This window comes from Vibrio sp. ECSMB14106, assembly GCF_000972265.1.
Taxonomy (GTDB): Bacteria; Pseudomonadota; Gammaproteobacteria; order Enterobacterales; family Vibrionaceae; genus Vibrio; species Vibrio kanaloae.
This window is the reverse complement of sequence record NZ_LAUM01000005.1, coordinates 177665-196403: the sequence shown is the minus strand read 5'-3', so window position 1 is coordinate 196403 and position 18739 is coordinate 177665. Positions and strand designations below refer to the sequence as shown.

18 protein-coding genes are annotated in these 18739 nt (G+C 44.4%); 3 read left to right on the top strand and 15 right to left on the bottom strand.

The genetic code is table 11. The features are described 5' to 3' along the window. Positions 1 to 519: 519 nt before the first annotated feature. From WR49_RS05655 to ubiT, 8 genes are all read right to left on the bottom strand, one after another. The gene (locus WR49_RS05655) at positions 520 to 1782 is read right to left on the bottom strand and encodes a NupC/NupG family nucleoside CNT transporter (protein ID WP_046223358.1); all 1263 of its coding nucleotides are present in this window, start codon (positions 1780 to 1782) and stop codon (positions 520 to 522) included. Between the two features lie 204 nt (positions 1783 to 1986). Beyond that, the gene (locus tag WR49_RS05650; RefSeq protein WP_046223357.1) at positions 1987 to 2799 is read right to left on the bottom strand and encodes a TatD family hydrolase; all 813 of its coding nucleotides are present in this window, start codon (positions 2797 to 2799) and stop codon (positions 1987 to 1989) included. Next, a complete protein-coding gene (locus tag WR49_RS21435) occupies positions 2780 to 2935 on the bottom strand; it encodes a DUF5363 family protein (protein ID WP_161752728.1) in 156 nt (51 codons plus the stop codon). The genes WR49_RS05650 and WR49_RS21435 overlap by 20 nt, the downstream gene beginning before the upstream one ends. Before the next feature lie 105 nt (positions 2936 to 3040). Continuing rightward, on the bottom strand, positions 3041 to 4621 hold the full coding sequence (gene prfC, locus WR49_RS05645) for a peptide chain release factor 3 (protein WP_046223356.1): 1581 nt from the start codon (positions 4619 to 4621) through the stop codon (positions 3041 to 3043). Between the two features lie 172 nt (positions 4622 to 4793). Beyond that, entirely contained in the window at positions 4794 to 5249 is a 456-nt protein-coding gene (rimI, locus tag WR49_RS05640; protein WP_017056683.1) for a ribosomal protein S18-alanine N-acetyltransferase, read from the bottom strand. Then, complete coding sequence (locus WR49_RS05635; RefSeq protein WP_046223355.1) at positions 5242 to 5640, bottom strand: DNA polymerase III subunit psi; 399 nt, start codon at positions 5638 to 5640, stop codon at positions 5242 to 5244. Before WR49_RS05635 ends, rimI begins: the two co-directional genes overlap by 8 nt. A gap of 157 nt (positions 5641 to 5797) precedes the next feature. Continuing rightward, entirely contained in the window at positions 5798 to 6301 is a 504-nt protein-coding gene (locus tag WR49_RS05630) for a GNAT family N-acetyltransferase (RefSeq protein WP_046223354.1), read from the bottom strand. Beyond that, positions 6285 to 6812: a ubiquinone anaerobic biosynthesis accessory factor UbiT gene (ubiT, locus tag WR49_RS05625; RefSeq protein ID WP_029627023.1), complete on the bottom strand. Its 528-nt coding sequence runs from the start codon at positions 6810 to 6812 to the stop codon at positions 6285 to 6287. The genes WR49_RS05630 and ubiT overlap by 17 nt, the downstream gene beginning before the upstream one ends. 259 nt (positions 6813 to 7071) lie before the next feature. On the opposite strand from ubiT, the gene WR49_RS05620 reads away from it, so the two are divergent. The 3 genes from WR49_RS05620 to WR49_RS05610 all read left to right on the top strand — a co-directional run bounded on the left by WR49_RS05620 (position 7072) and on the right by WR49_RS05610 (position 11201). After that, positions 7072 to 9111: a bifunctional diguanylate cyclase/phosphodiesterase gene (locus tag WR49_RS05620; RefSeq protein WP_046223353.1), complete on the top strand. Its 2040-nt coding sequence runs from the start codon at positions 7072 to 7074 to the stop codon at positions 9109 to 9111. Between the two features lie 179 nt (positions 9112 to 9290). Then, positions 9291 to 10304, top strand: a complete 1014-nt coding sequence (gene ubiU, locus WR49_RS05615) for a ubiquinone anaerobic biosynthesis protein UbiU (RefSeq protein WP_017056678.1) — start codon at positions 9291 to 9293, stop codon at positions 10302 to 10304. An 18-nt stretch (positions 10305 to 10322) separates the two neighbouring features. Continuing rightward, positions 10323 to 11201 carry a U32 family peptidase gene (locus WR49_RS05610; RefSeq protein ID WP_017056677.1) on the top strand — a complete coding sequence of 293 codons (879 nt, stop codon included), beginning with the start codon at positions 10323 to 10325 and terminating at the stop codon, positions 11199 to 11201. Between the two features lie 85 nt (positions 11202 to 11286). Here WR49_RS05610 and WR49_RS05605 read toward each other — a convergent pair whose 3' ends face one another. The 7 genes from WR49_RS05605 to rbfA all read right to left on the bottom strand — a co-directional run bounded on the left by WR49_RS05605 (position 11287) and on the right by rbfA (position 18679). Continuing rightward, the gene (locus WR49_RS05605) at positions 11287 to 12624 is read right to left on the bottom strand and encodes an MATE family efflux transporter (protein ID WP_046223352.1); all 1338 of its coding nucleotides are present in this window, start codon (positions 12622 to 12624) and stop codon (positions 11287 to 11289) included. An 89-nt stretch (positions 12625 to 12713) separates the two neighbouring features. Then, the gene (locus WR49_RS05600; RefSeq protein ID WP_017056675.1) at positions 12714 to 13121 is read right to left on the bottom strand and encodes a MarR family winged helix-turn-helix transcriptional regulator; all 408 of its coding nucleotides are present in this window, start codon (positions 13119 to 13121) and stop codon (positions 12714 to 12716) included. Positions 13122 to 13274: 153 nt separating this feature from the next. Beyond that, positions 13275 to 14198 carry a lipoprotein NlpI gene (nlpI, locus tag WR49_RS05595; protein ID WP_046223351.1) on the bottom strand — a complete coding sequence of 308 codons (924 nt, stop codon included), beginning with the start codon at positions 14196 to 14198 and terminating at the stop codon, positions 13275 to 13277. Positions 14199 to 14323: 125 nt separating this feature from the next. After that, entirely contained in the window at positions 14324 to 16444 is a 2121-nt protein-coding gene (pnp, locus tag WR49_RS05590) for a polyribonucleotide nucleotidyltransferase (RefSeq protein WP_017056673.1), read from the bottom strand. A 380-nt stretch (positions 16445 to 16824) separates the two neighbouring features. Further along, positions 16825 to 17094: a 30S ribosomal protein S15 gene (gene rpsO / locus WR49_RS05585; RefSeq protein ID WP_010436144.1), complete on the bottom strand. Its 270-nt coding sequence runs from the start codon at positions 17092 to 17094 to the stop codon at positions 16825 to 16827. Between the two features lie 218 nt (positions 17095 to 17312). Beyond that, positions 17313 to 18266: a tRNA pseudouridine(55) synthase TruB gene (truB, locus tag WR49_RS05580; RefSeq protein WP_017056672.1), complete on the bottom strand. Its 954-nt coding sequence runs from the start codon at positions 18264 to 18266 to the stop codon at positions 17313 to 17315. Next, entirely contained in the window at positions 18266 to 18679 is a 414-nt protein-coding gene (rbfA, locus tag WR49_RS05575; RefSeq protein WP_017056671.1) for a 30S ribosome-binding factor RbfA, read from the bottom strand. Before rbfA ends, truB begins: the two co-directional genes overlap by 1 nt. Positions 18680 to 18739: the final 60 nt, after the last annotated feature.

Here is an 18739-nt window from a genome sequence, read left to right as displayed (position 1 = left end):
TATCTCCGATCAATATATTCAAATAGTTAACTACTTTGCCATCCACCCAGTATAGATGGATATTTTAGTCATGCTCAGTAGCCACAAATGAACGGACTTGGTTCCCTGAAGACTTGACAACTTTCGTTATCAATTGCAATCCTTGTCACCGCACAGTACCAGTTTGGTCTATGGCACAACAAATCAGTCATGTTGTGTCTAACATCTATAGCGTATCGCTAAGTTTGGCTAAATCCCAAAAGAATAACGCTAGAATCGATCTCGCGGTTACTTTCTTGCCAACAAGAGACATCCTATCCCTTAAGCTTATACATTATAGGTATCCATCAATAAATTGTAGTGCTCCTTAGAACGCAAACGGTTTGTATCTCAAAAAAACATTCTAGACCCATTTTAGACACCAAGCATTCACTCATGCTAGTACTCAAAATTACTAGGCCTAAAAACAAAAAAGCCCCGCAGCAATTTCTTGCTACGGGGCGATATTATGATGGCGTCTATATATCGATTTCTAACTAATTAGAAAGACAGGAAGAAGCCAGCAATTGTTGCTGCCATCAGGTTAGATAGAGTACCAGCAATTACCGCTTTAACACCCATACGTGCGATGTCGTGGCGACGGCTTGGTGCAATACCACCTAGACCACCTAGAAGAATCGCAATTGAAGAAAGGTTTGCGAAACCACATAGTGCGAATGCGATGATAGCTTGAGTCTTCTCAGACATCACTTGACCAGTTGCTGCAACAACTTGCGCGTTCTCACCAACGTATGGTACGAAGTTTAGGTATGCAACGAATTCGTTAACAACCGTTTTCTGACCAATGAAAGAACCAGCGATGGTTGCTTCTTCCCATGGAACACCGATGATGAATGCTAGCGGTGCAAAGATCCAACCTAGAAGAAGTTCTAGGGTTAGATTTTCCATACCGAACCAACCACCGATGCCACCTAGCATACCGTTGATTAGAGCAATCAGACCGATGAATGCTAGTAGCATAGCACCAACGTTAAGTGCTAGTTGTAGGCCAACTGATGCACCACCTGCTGCTGCGTCGATAACATTCGCAGGTTTGTCATCACCACCGTCAATATCATCAGCGATGGTATCGTCTGGTGTGTCTGTTTCTGGCTTGATGATTTTAGCGAATAGTAGACCACCAGGTGCTGCCATAAATGACGCTGCAACAAGGTACTCTAGAGGTACACCCATAGATGCGTAACCTGCTAGTACACCACCAGCTACAGAAGCCAAACCACCACACATTACTGCGAATAGTTCAGAGTTAGTCATTTTAGGAACAAATGGACGAACAACTAAAGGTGCTTCAGTTTGACCAACGAAGATGTTTGCTGCTGCAGACATAGACTCGGCGCGAGAAGTACCTAGAGCTTTCTGAAGACCACCACCAAGCACTTTGATTACAACTTGCATTATACCAATGTAGTAAAGTACAGAGATAAGTGCAGAGAAGAAAATCAGAGTCGGTAGAACTTGGAAAGCAAAGATGAAACCGATACCGTCAACTGAGAAGTTAACTAGGCTGCCGAATAGGAAACCAGTACCGTCTTTACCATAGTCGATCACGTTTGCTACACCAGCAGAGAAACCTGCAAGTAGATCACGACCCCAAGGGATGTAAAGTACGAATGCACCAAGTGCGAATTGGATAGCGAAAGCGCCACCCACGGTTCTTAGATTAATAGCTTTGCGGTTGTCAGATAGTAGTACTGCGATTGCAATCAGTGCAACCATTCCGACGAGGCTCATAAACAGGCTCATAGTTTATGACTTCCTTATTAGTTATTTATTGGCGTGTTACAAAATGGGGCTATAAAGCGGAGGCAATTATACTCATGCGACCACTAATAAAGTAATGCCGCCCTCACACTTTCGTATAAGATTTATGTACCATTCACACACAAATGTGAGACCAATCACGATATAAGTGTAATTCGCGCAAACGATAAACAAAAACCTTCGATTTTATTCACGTATACCGAATGCAAGATGGCTATTTTCCCAAACTTGCGCTGCAATCGATTGCCTTGATTCTTTTCTGATCAAAAAAAGCGCATTTGATATCGTAACTAACTGTTTGGAATGATTAACACCTCCTTGATTACCATACGTTGGCATGTCCGGAGCATCGGTTTCCAACACCAAATATTCTAGAGGCAGTTTTGCGATGGTTGTGCGCGTTTTTTGTGCTCTTGGGTAAGTAATCGTTCCACCAACACCAATATAGAAACCGAGCTTAATCCACGCCAAAGCTTGCTGTTCACTCCCTGAAAAGCCATGAATTACCCCACCTAAAGTGAACCTTTGTTGCTTCAATAGTTCAATTAATCGGTTGTAAGACTTTCTCTCGTGGATAATTAAAGGCAACTCGAACTCCTTAGCAAGCTCAATTTGCTGAATGAAAAAGCGCTCTTGTTTCTCTCGATCAACATCCACAAAAAAGTCGAGTCCGCACTCTCCTATCGCAACACATTGATTTGACCTTAAAGAAAGCAACTGGCGAAGCTCTGAAAACTGATTGTCATCAGCTTGGTCCAAGAAGTAAGGATGGAAGCCTAAAGCGTAATAAACATTAGGATGAGCTTGAGTGATTTTATCAAGCTTCCTCCAGTTACTCTGGCCAATAGAAGGAATGAGTAGCTTCTCGACGTGTGCTTGTTTCGCTTCTTTGACGTAACCGTCAATACCTTTATCAAGCGCAACACCTTGCTTAAAGGTATCAAAGTCCGCGTGGCAATGAGTGTCAAACAACGGAAAACTACTTAATTCCTTTGTCATCTTTCCTAATCTCTGCATGTTGTCCTTGAGGGTCACGGCGATAGGCCACACAGCTGCGCTTATTCTCTGGCGTTAAGCCAAGCTCCTCGCACCACTTATCGTATTTCTTAATCCAAACTTTTATCCAACCCAACATAACTACCTCTAACCTCAACCTTTAAACCTTAAATAAAACGCATTAAAAAACGCCTACTGCAGAACAATAGACGTTTTTGTTTAACTCGAATAGATCGCGGAGAAATTAGTGTTCGCGCGTCGCTCGGAATTGAACGTCAGGGAAACGTTCAGAAGCTAGGTTCAAGTTCACCATCGTTGGTGCAATGTAAGATAGGTTATCACCACCATCTAACGCTAGATTAGATTGGTTCTTACGCTTGAATTCTTCCAGTTTCTTATCGTCGTCACACTCAACCCAACGAGCGGTTGCAACGTTAATGCCCTCATAGATAGCTTCTACGTTGTATTCCGCTTTCAAGCGCGCTACAACTACGTCAAACTGAAGGACACCAACCGCACCAACGATCAGGTCGTTGTTCTGCATAGGACGGAATACTTGTACTGCGCCCTCTTCTGAAAGCTGAACTAGGCCTTTTAGAAGCTGCTTCTGCTTCAATGGGTCACGTAGACGAATACGACGAAATAGTTCTGGCGCAAAGTTTGGAATACCAGCGAACTTTAAGCTTTCACCTTGCGTAAAGGTGTCACCAATCTGGATTGTACCGTGGTTATGTAGGCCGATAATGTCTCCAGCATACGCTTTCTCAGCACGCGCACGGTCTCCCGCCATGAAGGTTACCGCATCAGAGATACTTACGTTCTTACCAGTACGAACATGATTCATTTTCATACCTTGGTTGTAAGTACCCGATACGATACGCATAAATGCGATACGGTCACGGTGTTTAGGATCCATGTTTGCTTGGATCTTAAAGACGAAACCAGAAAACTTCTCTTCTGTCGCAACAACATCACGCTCGTTCGCTTTACGAGTTTGAGGGCCTGGAGCCCACTCAGTTAAGCCATCTAGCATGTGGTCAACACCAAAGTTACCCAGAGCAGTACCGAAGTAAACAGGCGTCAGTTCACCAGCAAGGAACAACTCATGATCAAACTCAGGGCACGCACCGATAACAAGCTCTAGCTCTTCGCGTACGCTTTCCGCCAGATCATCACCTACCGCTTCATTGAGCTCGGGGTTATCTAGACCTTTAATGATACGTACTTCTTGGATCTCATGACCGTGGCCAGATTCGTACAAGATCGTTTCATCACGGTGAATGTGGTAAACACCTTTGAACTCTTTACCACAACCAATTGGCCAAGAGATTGGAGAACAAGCCATACCTAGCTCGCTTTCCACTTCATCAAGCACTTCCATTGGGTCACGAACGTCACGGTCAAGTTTGTTCATAAAGGTAACGATTGGCGTATCACGCAGACGAGTGACTTCCATGAGTTTACGAGTACGGTCTTCGACACCTTTCGCAGCATCGATAACCATCAAACAAGAGTCAACCGCAGTCAGTGTACGGTACGTATCTTCCGAGAAATCTTCGTGCCCTGGAGTATCAAGTAGGTTTACTAGGCAATCATTGTATGGGAATTGCATTACCGACGTAGTTACCGAGATACCACGTTCTTTTTCCATCTCCATCCAGTCAGATTTAGCGTGCTGGTTAGAGCCACGGCCTTTTACGGTACCCGCTTTCTGAATCGCGTTTCCGAATAAAAGAACTTTTTCAGTAATCGTGGTTTTACCCGCATCCGGGTGAGAGATAATAGCAAACGTTCTACGTTTGCTCACTTCTTGTTGGAAAGACATAGTCGCCCTTTGCTGATCTAAAGCGTAAAAAGGGCAAGTAGATAATACTTGCCCTTGAATTCTGTGTGCGGATTATACAGAAAGCGTGTCACTTTCTAAAGAGTCAGTTTACACCCTATTTTGTGGCTAATTCTGTGGTTAGTTATCTAGTCGGCTAAAAGACGTAGCATGACTAGCTAAAGGCCATAAAAAGATAGCTCATAATGATCGCATCTTCGTTGCCTTGCTTGGTTGGGTAATAGTTACGACGACGGTCAACTTCATTAAAGCCAGCCTTCTCGTAAAGATTAAACGCATTCACATTACTTTCGCGAACTTCCAGCCAAGCACTTTCAGCGTCAGCTTGTTCGCACATATCAAGGAAATGTTCGGTTAACGCTTTCCCATACCCTTTGCCTTGTTGGCTTGGGTCGACAGCAATATTAAGTAGCGTGACTTCACCAACGATATTCTGCGCGAAGAAATACCCAACCACTTGTCCATCGACTTCAAGTACATGGTGGCAAGCACCTCGGCTTTCGAGGTCTCGAATCATCGTTTCAGACCAAGGATGAGAATGCGCGGCCTGCTCTATCTGCCAAATGGCGTCTAGGTGTTGTTCTGAAGTGGGTAAAAATTGATTAGTCATAAGCACAAATTTGTTGCCATAAGTCGCGGCGGTGTTGGTTATTACCATTGATGTCAGACAGTAATGGCGATTGTAATGTTTTTGCTTTCAGCTCTTGGGCAGACTCACAACCCGCAAACCACACCCATTCAACATCACCGAGTTCGATAGAAGATAGATGTAGAGGCTGAATATGTAAGGCTTGAGATAAGTCGAGCTTGATGCTTTTGAGTACACGCTCAAACATCACGGCAAGGTCTTCCTGAGGCTTTTCAGGCGAAACTAACAGTAACTTGCAGTCGCTCGATAGCGGAACCAATTCAGATTCATAACCCGCCAAACGTTCTGGATGGTTAAGCTCCCATTGGCTAATGTCCATCTCTTGCAGGTATTGTGCGTGTGTTTGTGGCATATCTAGCGGTATAACCTTAGGTTGATGTTGGTTGCTTATCAGAGCAAACTTAAAAAGAGCTCATCAGAGCTGGGCTGATACTAACAAAAAATAAAGGAGCATCAAGCTCCTTTATTTAGACTAAATCAGTTTGCATCATATTACGTGGTAAATCAGCTTATAAGTCGTTGAACTCAGGACTGTAAGCAATTTCACCGGAATGACCAGTAAGCACACCTTCAACTAACTCGATAGCTTGGAAAGCACCTTTAGGCACATCCCAAGTACAGCTCAGTCCAAACTCACTCGCCGCCTTAAAACCAAAGCGGCCGTAATAAGCAGGATCACCAAGCACAACACAGGCTGGGTAGCCGAAATCCATCAAAGTAGAGAAAGCATCTTCAACCAATGATTTAGCTATGCCTTGGTTACGGAACTCTTCTTTCACAGCAAGCGGCGCTAGTCCCTGCCAGTTATGATCGTCGCCATCAAGAGTGATAGGGCTAAACATCAGGTGACCAACCACTTCGCCTTCATCAGAACAAGCCACCAGCGATAGCGTTAAATGACTATTCTCACGTAAGCTCATAACCAAATTAGCTTCTGCATCTGTTTCAAAAACAGATTTCAACAGACGATCAATGACAAGTATATCTGCCGGTGCTTCAGTTCGAATAAGCATTCATTACCTCACTTTGTGTATCTGGGGATTGTACTCCCTTCTGCACAAAATCAGCTAATTGATTTAACAAAGTTTTCATAGGAATCGGCAATAAATCTAAATCTACGCTATCCATCAAGTTTTTAATCTCTAAACCGAGCTCAGTATCGCCCTCAATAGACAATCGACGTTGGAAGAAAAGTGTATCTGGGTCTTCTTTACGACCAGCAATCAACACAAGATCGTTCAGGTTTCCGCTAAAGCTTACATCTTCAGTCACGGCTTTATCAGCTACAACTAGTTGCTCATTTTTATAGCTAATATGCCAACTTAACCCCAAATCTATTATTGAGACTTTAAGCCACTTGTTTTCTAAGAACTCAAAGTCACCATCTTCCAAAGACTCCTTAAATACACTTTTCATTGCTTCTAATAAGACTGTTTTTTGTACTATTCTAGGCAATAACTGGACTGGAGATCGCAAAATTGATGCGGCATTTTGAACTAGTTGAGTGCGAATCTTGTTTATCACGTGACTTATCCGTAACTTTGTCAATAATATGGAATGCATCATAAATGATGCTAAGAACTCAGTTACTGTTATGTATCAATTTTGCGCCCCTTTGGTGCAAGAGCTTTGATATATTGAGAATCGTGGTATAAGTTATAGTAATTGAGTTAACAAAATACAGCAGCTCGCTGATCTCACAAGTTAATACGAACGATAAAAAAAGCTATGAGTATCTAACTATAGTGAATATTTAAGCTCTTGGAGAATTGGTAGTACTTTGATGCCTCCCCAGCAACTACAACATTGGTTTACCCAGCTAACAGCAAACAGTCCGTTCTTTTTTGCCGTTCTTGATGCTCAACATAATTATTTTATGGTTAATGAGCGTTACTGTGATATTGCAGGTTTAAATCAAGCAGAGCTTGTCGGCATGAATGATCGCCAAACCTTAGGCGAACAATTTTACCAACACCTGAAACCTTATTACGAGCGTGCATTCAATGGTGAAAAAATTGAAGCCGAAATCACTCTCAACGAAACCGACCTCGATACCAGTCTTTATTTCAGCCTTTCTCCTCTGACAAATGGTAACAAAATCGACTACATCGTTTTTCATGCCTTCGATACATCAGAAAACCAAGTGCTTGTTCGCTCTTTAGAAGAATCCGAAGCAAAATTTCACAAGCTATCTCAACTACTCCCTGACGGGTTATTGCTAGTCGAAAGCGACTACATTTTATCATCAAATCCAGCGGCAGCACGCTTGCTTGGTTTCAACTCCACTACTGAGTTGATTGGTGAGGAGTTAGGTCGCTTATTTATCGATGAACAAACCAAAACCGTCTTTAATAATAGGCTGAGCTCTATTATTACCGAGTCTGGTTTGGTTTGCTTAACGGGAGCCAGATGCGGTTTTGAACGTAAGGTACAACTGCATATTGATTCTACTGCCGTTCTTGGAAGCAGCACCCAGCTAGTGCTTATCCAAGACGCACAAGATACCGCAAAACAGTTTGCACCCGCTAACAGTGAAGATGCCTACATAGATGCACTGACCAAGCTCTACAACCGAGTTGGGTTTACCAAGCGTCTTGAGCAGTTCATTCACAATGAAACGCCTGTGGTGATGCTCTACTTAGACATTGATAACTTTAAAAATATTAATGACTCACTCGGTCACCACATTGGTGACAAAGTGATTAAAGAGGTCGCCTCACGTCTTAAACGCTTACTGCCTCGTAAAGCCGTTATTGGGCATTTAGGCGGTGATGAGTTTGGTATAATCCTACCAGAGCCTGAACATCAGCAAACGCCTGAAATGCTCGCTGAAAAAATCATTTCCTTGATCAATCAACCCTTCGATCTTCACCATTTCAGTAAACGCTTAGCCTGTTCGATTGGTAGTGTGAGCTTCCCTAAAGATGGTACAGACGCACGTATCTTGCTGCAAAATGCCGACACGGCAATGTACGAAGCCAAAGATCGTGGTCGTAATCGCCTGATTAAGTTCAACGAACAGATGAACAAAGAAGCGCGTATGCGACTGTGGCTTGAGATAGAGCTGCAAAAAGCACTGCAACAAAATGGACTCGAGGTTTGGTATCAGCCGAAAGTGAATGCCCGAGATTTCACCATCAACGGCGCAGAAGCTCTGGTTCGTTGGAAGCACCCTGTTGAAGGCTACATCAGCCCTGCCGCATTTATCCCAGTTGCGGAACGTGCAGGTCTTATCGAACAACTTGGTCGTGTGGTAATGCGTGAGGTATTTGCGACAGTTAAGCGTTGGAAGATGCAAGGCATCCTCCCAGGTCGCGTTGCAATCAACCTTTCTCCAGAACAGTTTGGTAACCCAAAACTGATTGATTACGTTGAAAAATTACTGCGCTCTACAGAGCTAGACCCAAGCGCGATTACGTTTGAGTTGACCGAAAGTGCAGTAATGAGCGATAGTGAACACACACTGCAGATGCTCAATGCAATTAAGAAACTTGGCTTTGCGTTATCTATCGATGATTTTGGTACCGGTTACTCTTCACTGTCTTACCTTGCTCGCTTCCCAATTGATGAGCTTAAGATAGACCGTGCTTTCATCTCTGACATCGATACCCTACCAAAACAAATCACCGTAATTGAAAACATCATCAACCTAGGTAAATCTCTCGATTTAACCGTGGTTGCAGAAGGTGTCGAAACCAGTGAGCAAGCGACTCTGCTGTCTAATCTCAACTGTAGTTCGATTCAAGGTTTCCACTTCTACCGCCCGCAACCGAAACAAGATGTCGAAGAGTTGTTTGCCCAAAACCGCCGTCATAAGAATTAATTAGACGATTCGAAACGCTTCCCTTTTAGAGATAAACCAACATACACAGTGCTCACTCGTCAGTACCTCAAACGGAGTAAAAGCAGATTTATCCATCTAAACCTGCCTTACATCAATTCTGTCATTCATAATTCTTCATAAAATGCTCACCTCAACTTAATTCTACTGGTAGTGAGCAAATGGAACTCTTATGCCCAGCGGGTAACTTACCTGCTTTGAAAACCGCTATTGATTGTGGTGCGGATGCTGTCTATATCGGATTCAAAGACGATACCAATGCCCGACACTTTGCAGGCCTAAACTTTGCGGGTAAAAAGCTCGATCGTGCTGTGCAGTATGTGCATGACCACAACAAAAAAATTCATGTTGCCCTAAACACATTTGCTCACCCAAATGGCTTCGACCGTTGGACCAATGCCGTAGACAACGCTGCTGCACTGGGTGTTGATGCGCTGATCATCGCAGATATAGCCCTGCTCGAGTACGCGGCAAACAAATACCCAGAGTTAGAGCTTCATCTATCAGTACAAGCATCAGCGACCAATGCGGCGGCTATCGACTTCTACCACAAAAACTTCAACGTTAAGCGTGTGGTGTTACCGCGTGTATTATCGATTCATCAGGTCAAACAGCTTTCTCGTAATATCACTTCTGACGTTGACCTTGAAGTATTCGCTTTTGGTAGCTTGTGCATCATGGCAGAAGGCCGTTGCTACCTCTCTTCATACATGACAGGCGAATCACCAAATACTGTTGGTGCTTGTTCTCCGGCGAAATACGTTCGCTGGCAAGAAACAGAAACCGGTCTAGAGTCTCGTTTGAACGAAATCCTTATCGATAAGTACGAAGCAGGTGAAAACGCAGGTTACCCAACGCTGTGTAAAGGCCGCTTTGAAGCCGAGATCGATGGTGAACGTAAGCGCTATCACGCACTTGAAGAGCCAACCAGCCTCAACACGCTATCTATGTTGCCTGAGCTTTTCGCGGCGAATGTTGCCTCAGTGAAGATTGAAGGTCGCCAACGTAGCCCTGCTTATGTTGAACAAGTCACTCGCACTTGGCGCGCGGCCATCGATCGCTACTTAGCGAACCCAGAACAATACCAAGTGGAACAAGCTTGGAATGCGACACTGGCGAATGTATCGGAAGGTACACAAACCACGCTTGGCGCTTATCACCGTAAATGGCAATAGAGCCAAATGGAGAACTCAATGAAATACGCATTAGGCCCTCTACTTTATTTTTGGCCAAAACAAGACGTTGAAAGCTTCTATGAGCAAGCTAAATCAAGCTCTGCTGATATCATCTACCTAGGTGAAGCTGTGTGCTCAAAGCGTCGTGAGATGAAAGCGAAACATTGGATGGGCATAGCTAAAGAGCTGTCTGCTTCCGGTAAGCAAGTGGTGCTGTCGACCATGGCATTGCTCGAAGCGCCAAGCGAAGTCAACATCATGAAGAAGTACATCGATAATGGTGACTTTGCGATAGAAGCCAATGATGTATCTGCAATTCAACTGGCCAGCGAAAGCAAAGTGCCTTTCGTAGTTGGCCCTGCAGTAAACACCTACAACGCACGCACGCTGAACCTGTTCTTGAAACAAGGTATGACACGTTGGTGTATGCCAGTTGAGCTTTCTCGCGAATGGCTAAGCAACGTAATGACCCAGTGCGAAGAGCTAAATATTCGTAACAAGTTCGAAGTTGAAGTGTTTAGCCACGGCTACCTGCCACTTGCTTACTCGGCACGCTGCTTTACCGCTCGCGCTGAAAACAAAGCTAAAGACGATTGCGAAACCTGCTGTATCAAGTACCCAACAGGACTACAAGTAGAAAGCCAAGAAGGCCAATCAGTATTCAACCTTAATGGCATCCAGACGCAATCAGGCTACTGCTACAACCTAGTCAATGATTTGCCAAATATGCACGACTTAGTTGATGTGGTTCGTTTAAGCCCACTCGGTATCGATACCTTCTCTGAAATCAATAACTTCAGAGCGAACGAGCAAGGTCAAAAACCGATGAAGATTGAAAGTCGCCAATGTAATGGTTACTGGCATCAGCTTGCAGGTTTAGACGTTAAGAACATCTAGTTCCTCGCATTGAACTAACCAGAAACAGATACAAAAAAGGTCTAGCATTCGCTAGACCTTTTTAATTCGACTTAAGAAACGCGACCTATACCGCCGCGGTTTCCATCGGTGAGGCATCGAGCTTCTTTAAGTCTTTGTAGAGCATCACCATCACCACAACACTTAGCGCGATGTTAGACAGTGGGTACGCAATCCAGATCCCCGGTACACCATACAACTTAGGCATAATGTACAAGAAAGGTAACTGGATCAGCATATTGCCTATCGTTACAAACATCGCCTTGCTGCCCTTGTTCACTGCCTGATAGTAAGCACCTGCTACTACCAAGAAGCCATCCAGCGCCAGTGCAAACATGTGAAGTCGAATACCCAACACGGTGTACTCTACTAGCTGAGGTTCGTCTGAGTTAAATACTGATACAAACTCACGTGGGAACGCGTTCAGAAGCAGCACGAACGCCACACCAATCAATACCGAACTCATCATCGCTATCTTAAGTAACTTACGGATGTTCGCTTGGTTACGCGCACCATGGTTGTAGCTCACCAATGGTTGCATACCGTTGGCGATACCTTCAGCCGTGAGGTAGTAAACCGTCACGATGTAGCCCAAAATCGCGTAAGCGCCAATCATTAACTGGTCGCCATATTGAGAGAACAACGCATTGTGCAGCGCCACCATCATCGAACCATAAGCGTACATAAAGAAGCTTGATGTACCAATCGCGAAGATTTGTGGAATCACATCCAGCTTCAGTCTCAACTCATTCCAACGTAAACGTAGGTTTGCTCGACGTGAGAAGAAGTAAGCCAAGCCAAGGCCCGTTACCACAAACTGGGCAATCGCTGTTGCTAATGCTGCGCCCATCAACTCCCAACCATAGAGCGCGATAAACAGGTAATCGAGTACGATGTTAATCACCGCACCAACGATCATCAGTATCGTCGCTAAGTTCGGGCTGTCATCGTTGCGCAGTAAAAACGGCATCGCAATGGAACCTAGCGTGAAGACACTAGCACCAATCAGAATGTGTAAGTACTGCAGGCCAAGCTCATACACTCGCCCTTCAGCTCCCTGCCAAAGCAAGAAGTTATCAGCAAACAAAAACAACAATGCAGAGACAATGGGGGTTATCGCCAACAACAAGGTTAAGCCCGTTGCTAAAATCTGCTTAGCGCCTTGAGTATCTTTTTCACCTTGGCGAATCGAGACAAGCGCACCTGTACCCACACCCACCAACATACCAATACCGAGAATCGAACCAATCACAGGCCACGCAACATTGATACCTGCAAGTCCATCAGACCCCACATAGCGCCCAATGAAGATGCCATCCACCACTTGGTACAGGCCATTAACCAACATGGCCGCCACGGTAGGGATTGTGTATCGCCAAAACTGGCGACTAATTGGGTTGCTCATTTCTTACTCTACTTTCATTTGTGAGTCGCATACCAACGAGATATGACTTGAAAAATTAGTTAACAAGGCTAACTAAATATCTAAATTATTTACTTCAAAGCTTTATTTAATAATAGGTTTAGCTGCTGAGATTCTTGCTCAGACAAACGACTTTCCAGTATCTGTGCCATGACCTGATAGATCTTACTTTCTTCTTCCAAGCCAACTTCCGCTTTGCTGGTCAGTACCACTAACTTAGATCTCGCATCTTCGAGCGAAGCTTTACGCTCCACAAGCCCCTTTCTCTCTAGCCTTTGAACCATAGTGGTTGCTGAAGGCTTGGTCACCTGCATCTCAATCGCCAGATCAGTCAATCGGATCGGTTCAGGAGAGGCTTGTATGACCTTCAAATAGTCATACTCATTGAAGCTCAATTGGCAAATAGGATCTTCATTTACCTGAGTGCGCCATATCTTAGAGGCGAAGCGCTCAATCTTTTCTAAATTCTGGTTCAGCATACTCACCTAATCAAAGAATAGCATTTAGTTAGCAAGGCTAACTATTTTAGTATTGTTTAAATAAAAAGCAATCAAAACAAGATGAAGATCATAAAAAATGAGCATAAAAAAACCGCTGACAAGCAGCGGCTTTTCGGAATCAAAATGTGTTGCTTACTTAGCGTTAGCTTCTTCTTCGGCCTCAGCCAGCTTAACTTGCGCTAAGTGCTCAGCTTTAAGCGTTGTGAAGATACGGCTTAACTCTAAGAAAGAGTAACGATGTTCTACGTATTCATACACGTTAAAAGAAACCGCTAACTTGTACAAAGAGATAGCATTCGCGTAGTCACCATTCATATGGTAACGCTTAGCAAGATAGAAGTACGTCTCTGTTAGGCGCTGCGCTAGTAACGTGTTATCACGAGTACCGGTTAAGATCGCCTTGAAAGCCTGCTCTTCAGTAATGTCATCAAGCATAATCGCGACTAATACCCAGCCCCACTGCTCATCACGGCTCTCGTAACGTTTTTGCAAATCAAGCTTAGCTTGCTCTGGCGTTAGCTCGTGCTGAATGATGTACAACCACAGAGCGCGAAACGGATCGCTAGGGTCATCGGCGTAGTGCTTCATCATCTCTTCATTGGCTAAGTCGTAACGCTCGCCATAGTAAAGCGCGATAGAGCGGTTTCTTTCTGCGTAAGAGTTTGCAGGATCAAGCTCTAACGTAGAATCAAAAGATTCATAAGCCGCATCAAACTCCCCTACCTGTGTAAAGTAAACACCCAAAAGATTGAAGATATCAGGTTGAGCAGGGTTCAATGAAAGAGACTGGTTGAAATCAAGACGCGCGAGATCACGCAGGCCAACACTGTCGTAGTAATTACCACGTTCAAACAGCATCTTAGATCGAACTTCATCGTTCAAATCTGGCCGCTGTAATAACTGACTAAGACGTGCAATTTGAACTTCTTGCTGAACGCTTGGTTGCAGTGGCACAGCCATCGGTGGATAAACCCAACGTGAGTTGTTATCTGATGTTGTCGCACAACCTGTTAGTACAAGCAGTAAACACATACTCGCGGTTTGAAACCATTTCACAAATAATTACTCCTGTTATGACCGCAATAAAAAAAGGGGAGCGATATGCTCCCCTTTATAACATGCTTTTTTACCAATGGGTTAGAAATCACTAAAAAGCGATATCACCATCGACACACTGAGAATTACTCAGCAGCAGGTGCTTCGCCTTCAGCTGGCGTTTCAACTGCTTCTTTCATGCTTAGACGTACACGGCCTTGACGGTCAATTTCAAGAACCTTAACAGGAACTTCTTGACCTTCAGTTAGGTAGTCAGACACTTTCTCAACACGCTTGTCAGCGATTTGAGAGATGTGTACTAGACCATCTTTACCTGGAAGGATAGTAACGAATGCACCGAAGTCAGCTAGACGAGCAACTTTACCTTGGTAAATGCGGCCAACTTCAACTTCAGCAGTGATCTCTTCGATACGACGGATAGCTTCTTTAGCAGCTGCGCCTTCAGTAGCAGCAATCTTGATTGTGCCATCGTCTTCGATTTCGATTGTAGTACCCGTTTCTTCACAAAGAGCACGGATAACTGCGCCGCCTTTACCGATAACATCTTTGATCTTATCAGAGCTGATTTTCATTGTGTGGATACGTGGAGCGAATTCAGAGATATCTTCACGAGCACCAGAGATAGCTTCATCCATTACAGAAAGGATGTGCTTACGTGCACCTTGCGCTTGGTTAAGTGCAATTTGCATGATCTCTTTAGTGATACCTTCGATCTTGATGTCCATTTGAAGTGCAGTGATACCAGCGTTAGTACCTGCTACTTTAAAGTCCATATCACCTAGGTGATCTTCGTCGCCAAGGATGTCAGAAAGAACAACGAAATCGTCGCCTTCTTTAACAAGACCCATTGCGATACCCGCAACAGAAGCTTTGATTGGAACACCAGCATCCATAAGCGCTAGAGATGTACCACATACAGAAGCCATTGAAGAAGAACCGTTAGATTCTGTGATTTCCGATACAACACGAACTGTGTATGGGAATTCTTCAACAGAAGGCATTACTGCTTGGATACCACGTTTAGCAAGCTTACCGTGACCAATTTCACGACGCTTAGGAGAACCAACGAAACCAGTTTCACCTACACAGTATGGAGGGAAGTTGTAGTGTAGAAGGAAGTTGTCTTTCTTCTCACCCATTAGGCTGTCGATGATTTGAGCATCACGTTGTGTGCCAAGCGTTGCAGTAACAAGTGCTTGAGTTTCACCACGAGTGAATAGAGAAGAACCGTGTGTACGTGGAAGAACACCAGTACGTACGTCTAGCGCACGAACCATGTCTTTTTCACGGCCATCGATACGTGGGTTGCCAGCGATGATGCGGCTACGTACTACGTTTTTCTCTAGAGAACCAAGCATGCCGCGGATTTCGCGCTCATCTAGGTTTTCGTCTTGTGCAATTAGAGCTTCAACAACGTCGTTCTTGATTGCGCCAACTTGCTCGTAACGCGCCATTTTTTCAGTGATCTGGTACGCGTCGGATAGACGAGTTTCAGCAAGTTCAGCAACTTGAGCTTTAAGCTCAGTGTTAACTGCTGGTGCTTCCCAGTTCCAAGCTGGAGTTGCGACTTCAGCAGCAAACTCGTTGATTGCTTTGATTACAACTTGTTGTTGGTCGTGACCGTAAACAACAGCTGAAAGCATTTCTTCTTCAGATAGGTTATCTGCTTCAGATTCAACCATAAGTACTGCGCCTTCTGTACCAGACACAACTAGGTCTAGTTTAGAGTTTTCAAGCTCAGTATTTGATGGGTTAAGAACAAGTTCGCCGTCGATGTGACCAACACGTGCAGCACCGATAGGACCATTGAATGGAGCACCAGAGATAGCAAGTGCAGCAGACGTTGCGATCATAGTGATCATGTCTGGGTTTACGTCAGGGTTGATAGAAACAACCGTAGCGATAACTTGAACTTCGTTTTTAAACGCACTTGGGAAAAGTGGACGAATTGGACGGTCAATCAGACGAGCAGTTAGCGTTTCACCTTCAGATGGACGACCTTCACGCTTGAAGAAACCACCAGGGATTTTACCCGCAGCGTATGTACGCTCTTGGTAGTTAACTGTTAGAGGGAAGAAATCTTGACCCGCAACAGCTTCTTTCTTAGCAACAACAGAAACGAATACTGATGTATCGTCCATCGTTGCCATTACAGCAGCAGTAGCTTGACGTGCCATTACGCCCGTCTCTAGAGTAACGGTGTGGTTACCGTACTGGAACGATTTTACAACTGGTTTTTCAAACATTGTATATCCTTAGCTCTAAAGTCATAACTTTAGATTAAGTGAATAATGACTCAAGATATTACCAATCGCGACTAGTGAAAAGGGACTTAGGATGGTGACTCTTTGTATGTGTTCATACGCCGAATTAAAACCAAATCCGCCTTTGAATAGTCGCGACCTATTGGCCGACATCTGTGACTGTAATCTCTTGAGAGGGTTGATTGCCAAACGTTGAAAACGCTTTAGCCGGGCGTAGTATAAACTATTTTTATTAGGAGATATATTTCCTATCAGAAAAAGCCAGATGATATTCTGAGCATCTGGCCAAACATTTTCTTACAGACACAAAAAAAGGAGCACAAATGCTCCTTTTCTTCAAACTGTCTTCGCAGACATCGCTATTAGCGACGTAGGCCTAGACGCTTGATTAGGTCTTGGTAACGAGCAAGGTTTTTGCCTTTCAAGTAATCAAGAAGCTTACGACGGCTAGAAACCATACGTAGTAGACCACGACGGCTGTGGTGATCGTGTTTGTGTGCTTTGAAGTGACCTTGTAGGTGGTTGATAGAAGCAGTAAGTAGTGCTACTTGTACTTCTGGTGAACCTGTGTCGCCTTCAGATTGTGCGTATTCTGCAACGATTGCTGCTTTAGTTTCTGCATTCAGAGACATAATTCTCTCCTGATAAGAGTAAGTTTATATTTGTAGCAGCCAATCTCTGATTCAGCCGCTACGCGAGCCGAGGATTATAGGGAAGTTTGTCAGTTGGTGCAATAACAATCGAACCCATTAAAAACAAAAAAAGCGAACCACCTATATTAGGCGTTCGCTTTCTATTTTATTTGCTCGTTTTTCAAGAAAAACTACTAAGGTCTGACGCGACTTAATCGCTACGCTTGTGGCTCTTCATCTCTGAAAACAACCAAACGCTTCGGTGCAACTCGGCCATCTTCAGCAATCTGAGCAACGCCAACAAACAGCTTCTCTTCACCACTGGTCATTCGAACCGTGCCTTCAGTTGGCGATCCAGAAACCTGAACGGGCATACCGTGCTGGACTAAGTCAGTCAGTTCCGCATTCAAATTTACTTCTGGTAAGTCTTCAACAGCAGTGTCCATTGGCATCAGCAGTGGATCAAGCAATTCTTTAGGTGCAACTTCTTGCGCCTGTGCTTGCTCTAGGATCTCGTTTAACTGCTCCAAAGTCACCATACGCTCATAGGGGTACTTTGCTACACCAGTGCGACGAAGCATGGTCACGTGAGCACCACAACCTAACATTTCACCAAGATCGTCGGTAATTGTGCGAATGTAAGTGCCTTTCGAACAATGTACTTCCATTTCAACTTCATCACCTTCAAAGCGAAGCAGTTCAATAGAGTAAACCGTGATCTTACGAGACTCTCGAGGCACTTCAATGCCTGCGCGAGCATATTCGTACAAAGGCTTACCTTGATACTTCAATGCTGAGAACATTGATGGGATTTGGTCAGTTTCACCTTTGAAGCTTGCAATGCAACGCTCAAGCTGCTCTTGACTCACATTCACTTCACGCGTTTCAACTACTTCACCATCAGAATCTGAGGTGTTGGTGCGCTCACCAAGCTTGGCTATCACTACGTAGCGCTTGTCAGAATCTAGCAGAAACTGAGAAAACTTCGTTGCTTCGCCAAGACAAATTGGCAGCATACCAGTCGCAAGAGGATCCAGAGCACCGGTGTGCCCTGCTTTCTCTGCAAAGTAAATGCGTTTTACTTTTTGCAGTGCATCATTAGATGAAATACCTGTCGGCTTATCTAACAGAATTACCCCGTTAATTGGGCGACCTTTACGACGGCGAGCCATTACTCTTCGTCCTTAGACTGAGTTTCGTCAGTACGACCAGCTTCTTCTTGCTTACGCTTGTCGTCACTTAGTACTTCACTCACTAAGTTAGACATGCGCATGCCTTCAACCAAAGTGTTGTCGTAAGTAAAGCGAACTTCAGGTGTTAAGCGGTGACGAATACGTTTACCTAGCATCATACGTACTGGTACTTCGTGCTCTTTAAGCGCAGCTAAACAAGATTCAGGTGTCTGCTCACCGATACATAGGAAAGTCACGAACACCTTTGCGTAAGCAAGGTCACGAGACACTTCTACGTCTGAAATCGTTACCATACCGATACGTGAGTCACGAACTTCACGTTGTAGGATAAGAGCAAGTTCTTTTTGAAGCTGCTGGGACACACGTTGTGTGCGGCTAAATTCTTTTGACATTTTCTTTTCTCACTTAGAAAGATGGGGGGCTTGGTAATTACCAGCCCCCCATGGTGTATT

Coding starts and splice junctions, on each gene's coding strand:
- WR49_RS05655 (WP_046223358.1), bottom strand. CDS start 1,782: ATGAGCCTGTTTATGAGCCTCGTCGGAATGGTTGCACTGATTGCAATC.
- WR49_RS05650 (WP_046223357.1), bottom strand. CDS start 2,799: ATGACAAAGGAATTAAGTAGTTTTCCGTTGTTTGACACTCATTGCCAC.
- WR49_RS21435 (WP_161752728.1), bottom strand. CDS start 2,935: ATGTTGGGTTGGATAAAAGTTTGGATTAAGAAATACGATAAGTGGTGC.
- prfC (WP_046223356.1), bottom strand. CDS start 4,621: ATGTCTTTCCAACAAGAAGTGAGCAAACGTAGAACGTTTGCTATTATC.
- rimI (WP_017056683.1), bottom strand. CDS start 5,249: ATGACTAATCAATTTTTACCCACTTCAGAACAACACCTAGACGCCATT.
- WR49_RS05635 (WP_046223355.1), bottom strand. CDS start 5,640: ATGCCACAAACACACGCACAATACCTGCAAGAGATGGACATTAGCCAA.
- WR49_RS05630 (WP_046223354.1), bottom strand. CDS start 6,301: ATGCTTATTCGAACTGAAGCACCGGCAGATATACTTGTCATTGATCGT.
- WR49_RS05620 (WP_046223353.1), top strand. CDS start 7,072: ATGCCTCCCCAGCAACTACAACATTGGTTTACCCAGCTAACAGCAAAC.
- ubiU (WP_017056678.1), top strand. CDS start 9,291: ATGGAACTCTTATGCCCAGCGGGTAACTTACCTGCTTTGAAAACCGCT.
- WR49_RS05610 (WP_017056677.1), top strand. CDS start 10,323: ATGAAATACGCATTAGGCCCTCTACTTTATTTTTGGCCAAAACAAGAC.
- WR49_RS05605 (WP_046223352.1), bottom strand. CDS start 12,624: ATGAGCAACCCAATTAGTCGCCAGTTTTGGCGATACACAATCCCTACC.
- WR49_RS05600 (WP_017056675.1), bottom strand. CDS start 13,121: ATGCTGAACCAGAATTTAGAAAAGATTGAGCGCTTCGCCTCTAAGATA.
- pnp (WP_017056673.1), bottom strand. CDS start 16,444: ATGTTTGAAAAACCAGTTGTAAAATCGTTCCAGTACGGTAACCACACC.
- rpsO (WP_010436144.1), bottom strand. CDS start 17,094: ATGTCTCTGAATGCAGAAACTAAAGCAGCAATCGTTGCAGAATACGCA.
- truB (WP_017056672.1), bottom strand. CDS start 18,266: ATGGCTCGCCGTCGTAAAGGTCGCCCAATTAACGGGGTAATTCTGTTA.
- rbfA (WP_017056671.1), bottom strand. CDS start 18,679: ATGTCAAAAGAATTTAGCCGCACACAACGTGTGTCCCAGCAGCTTCAA.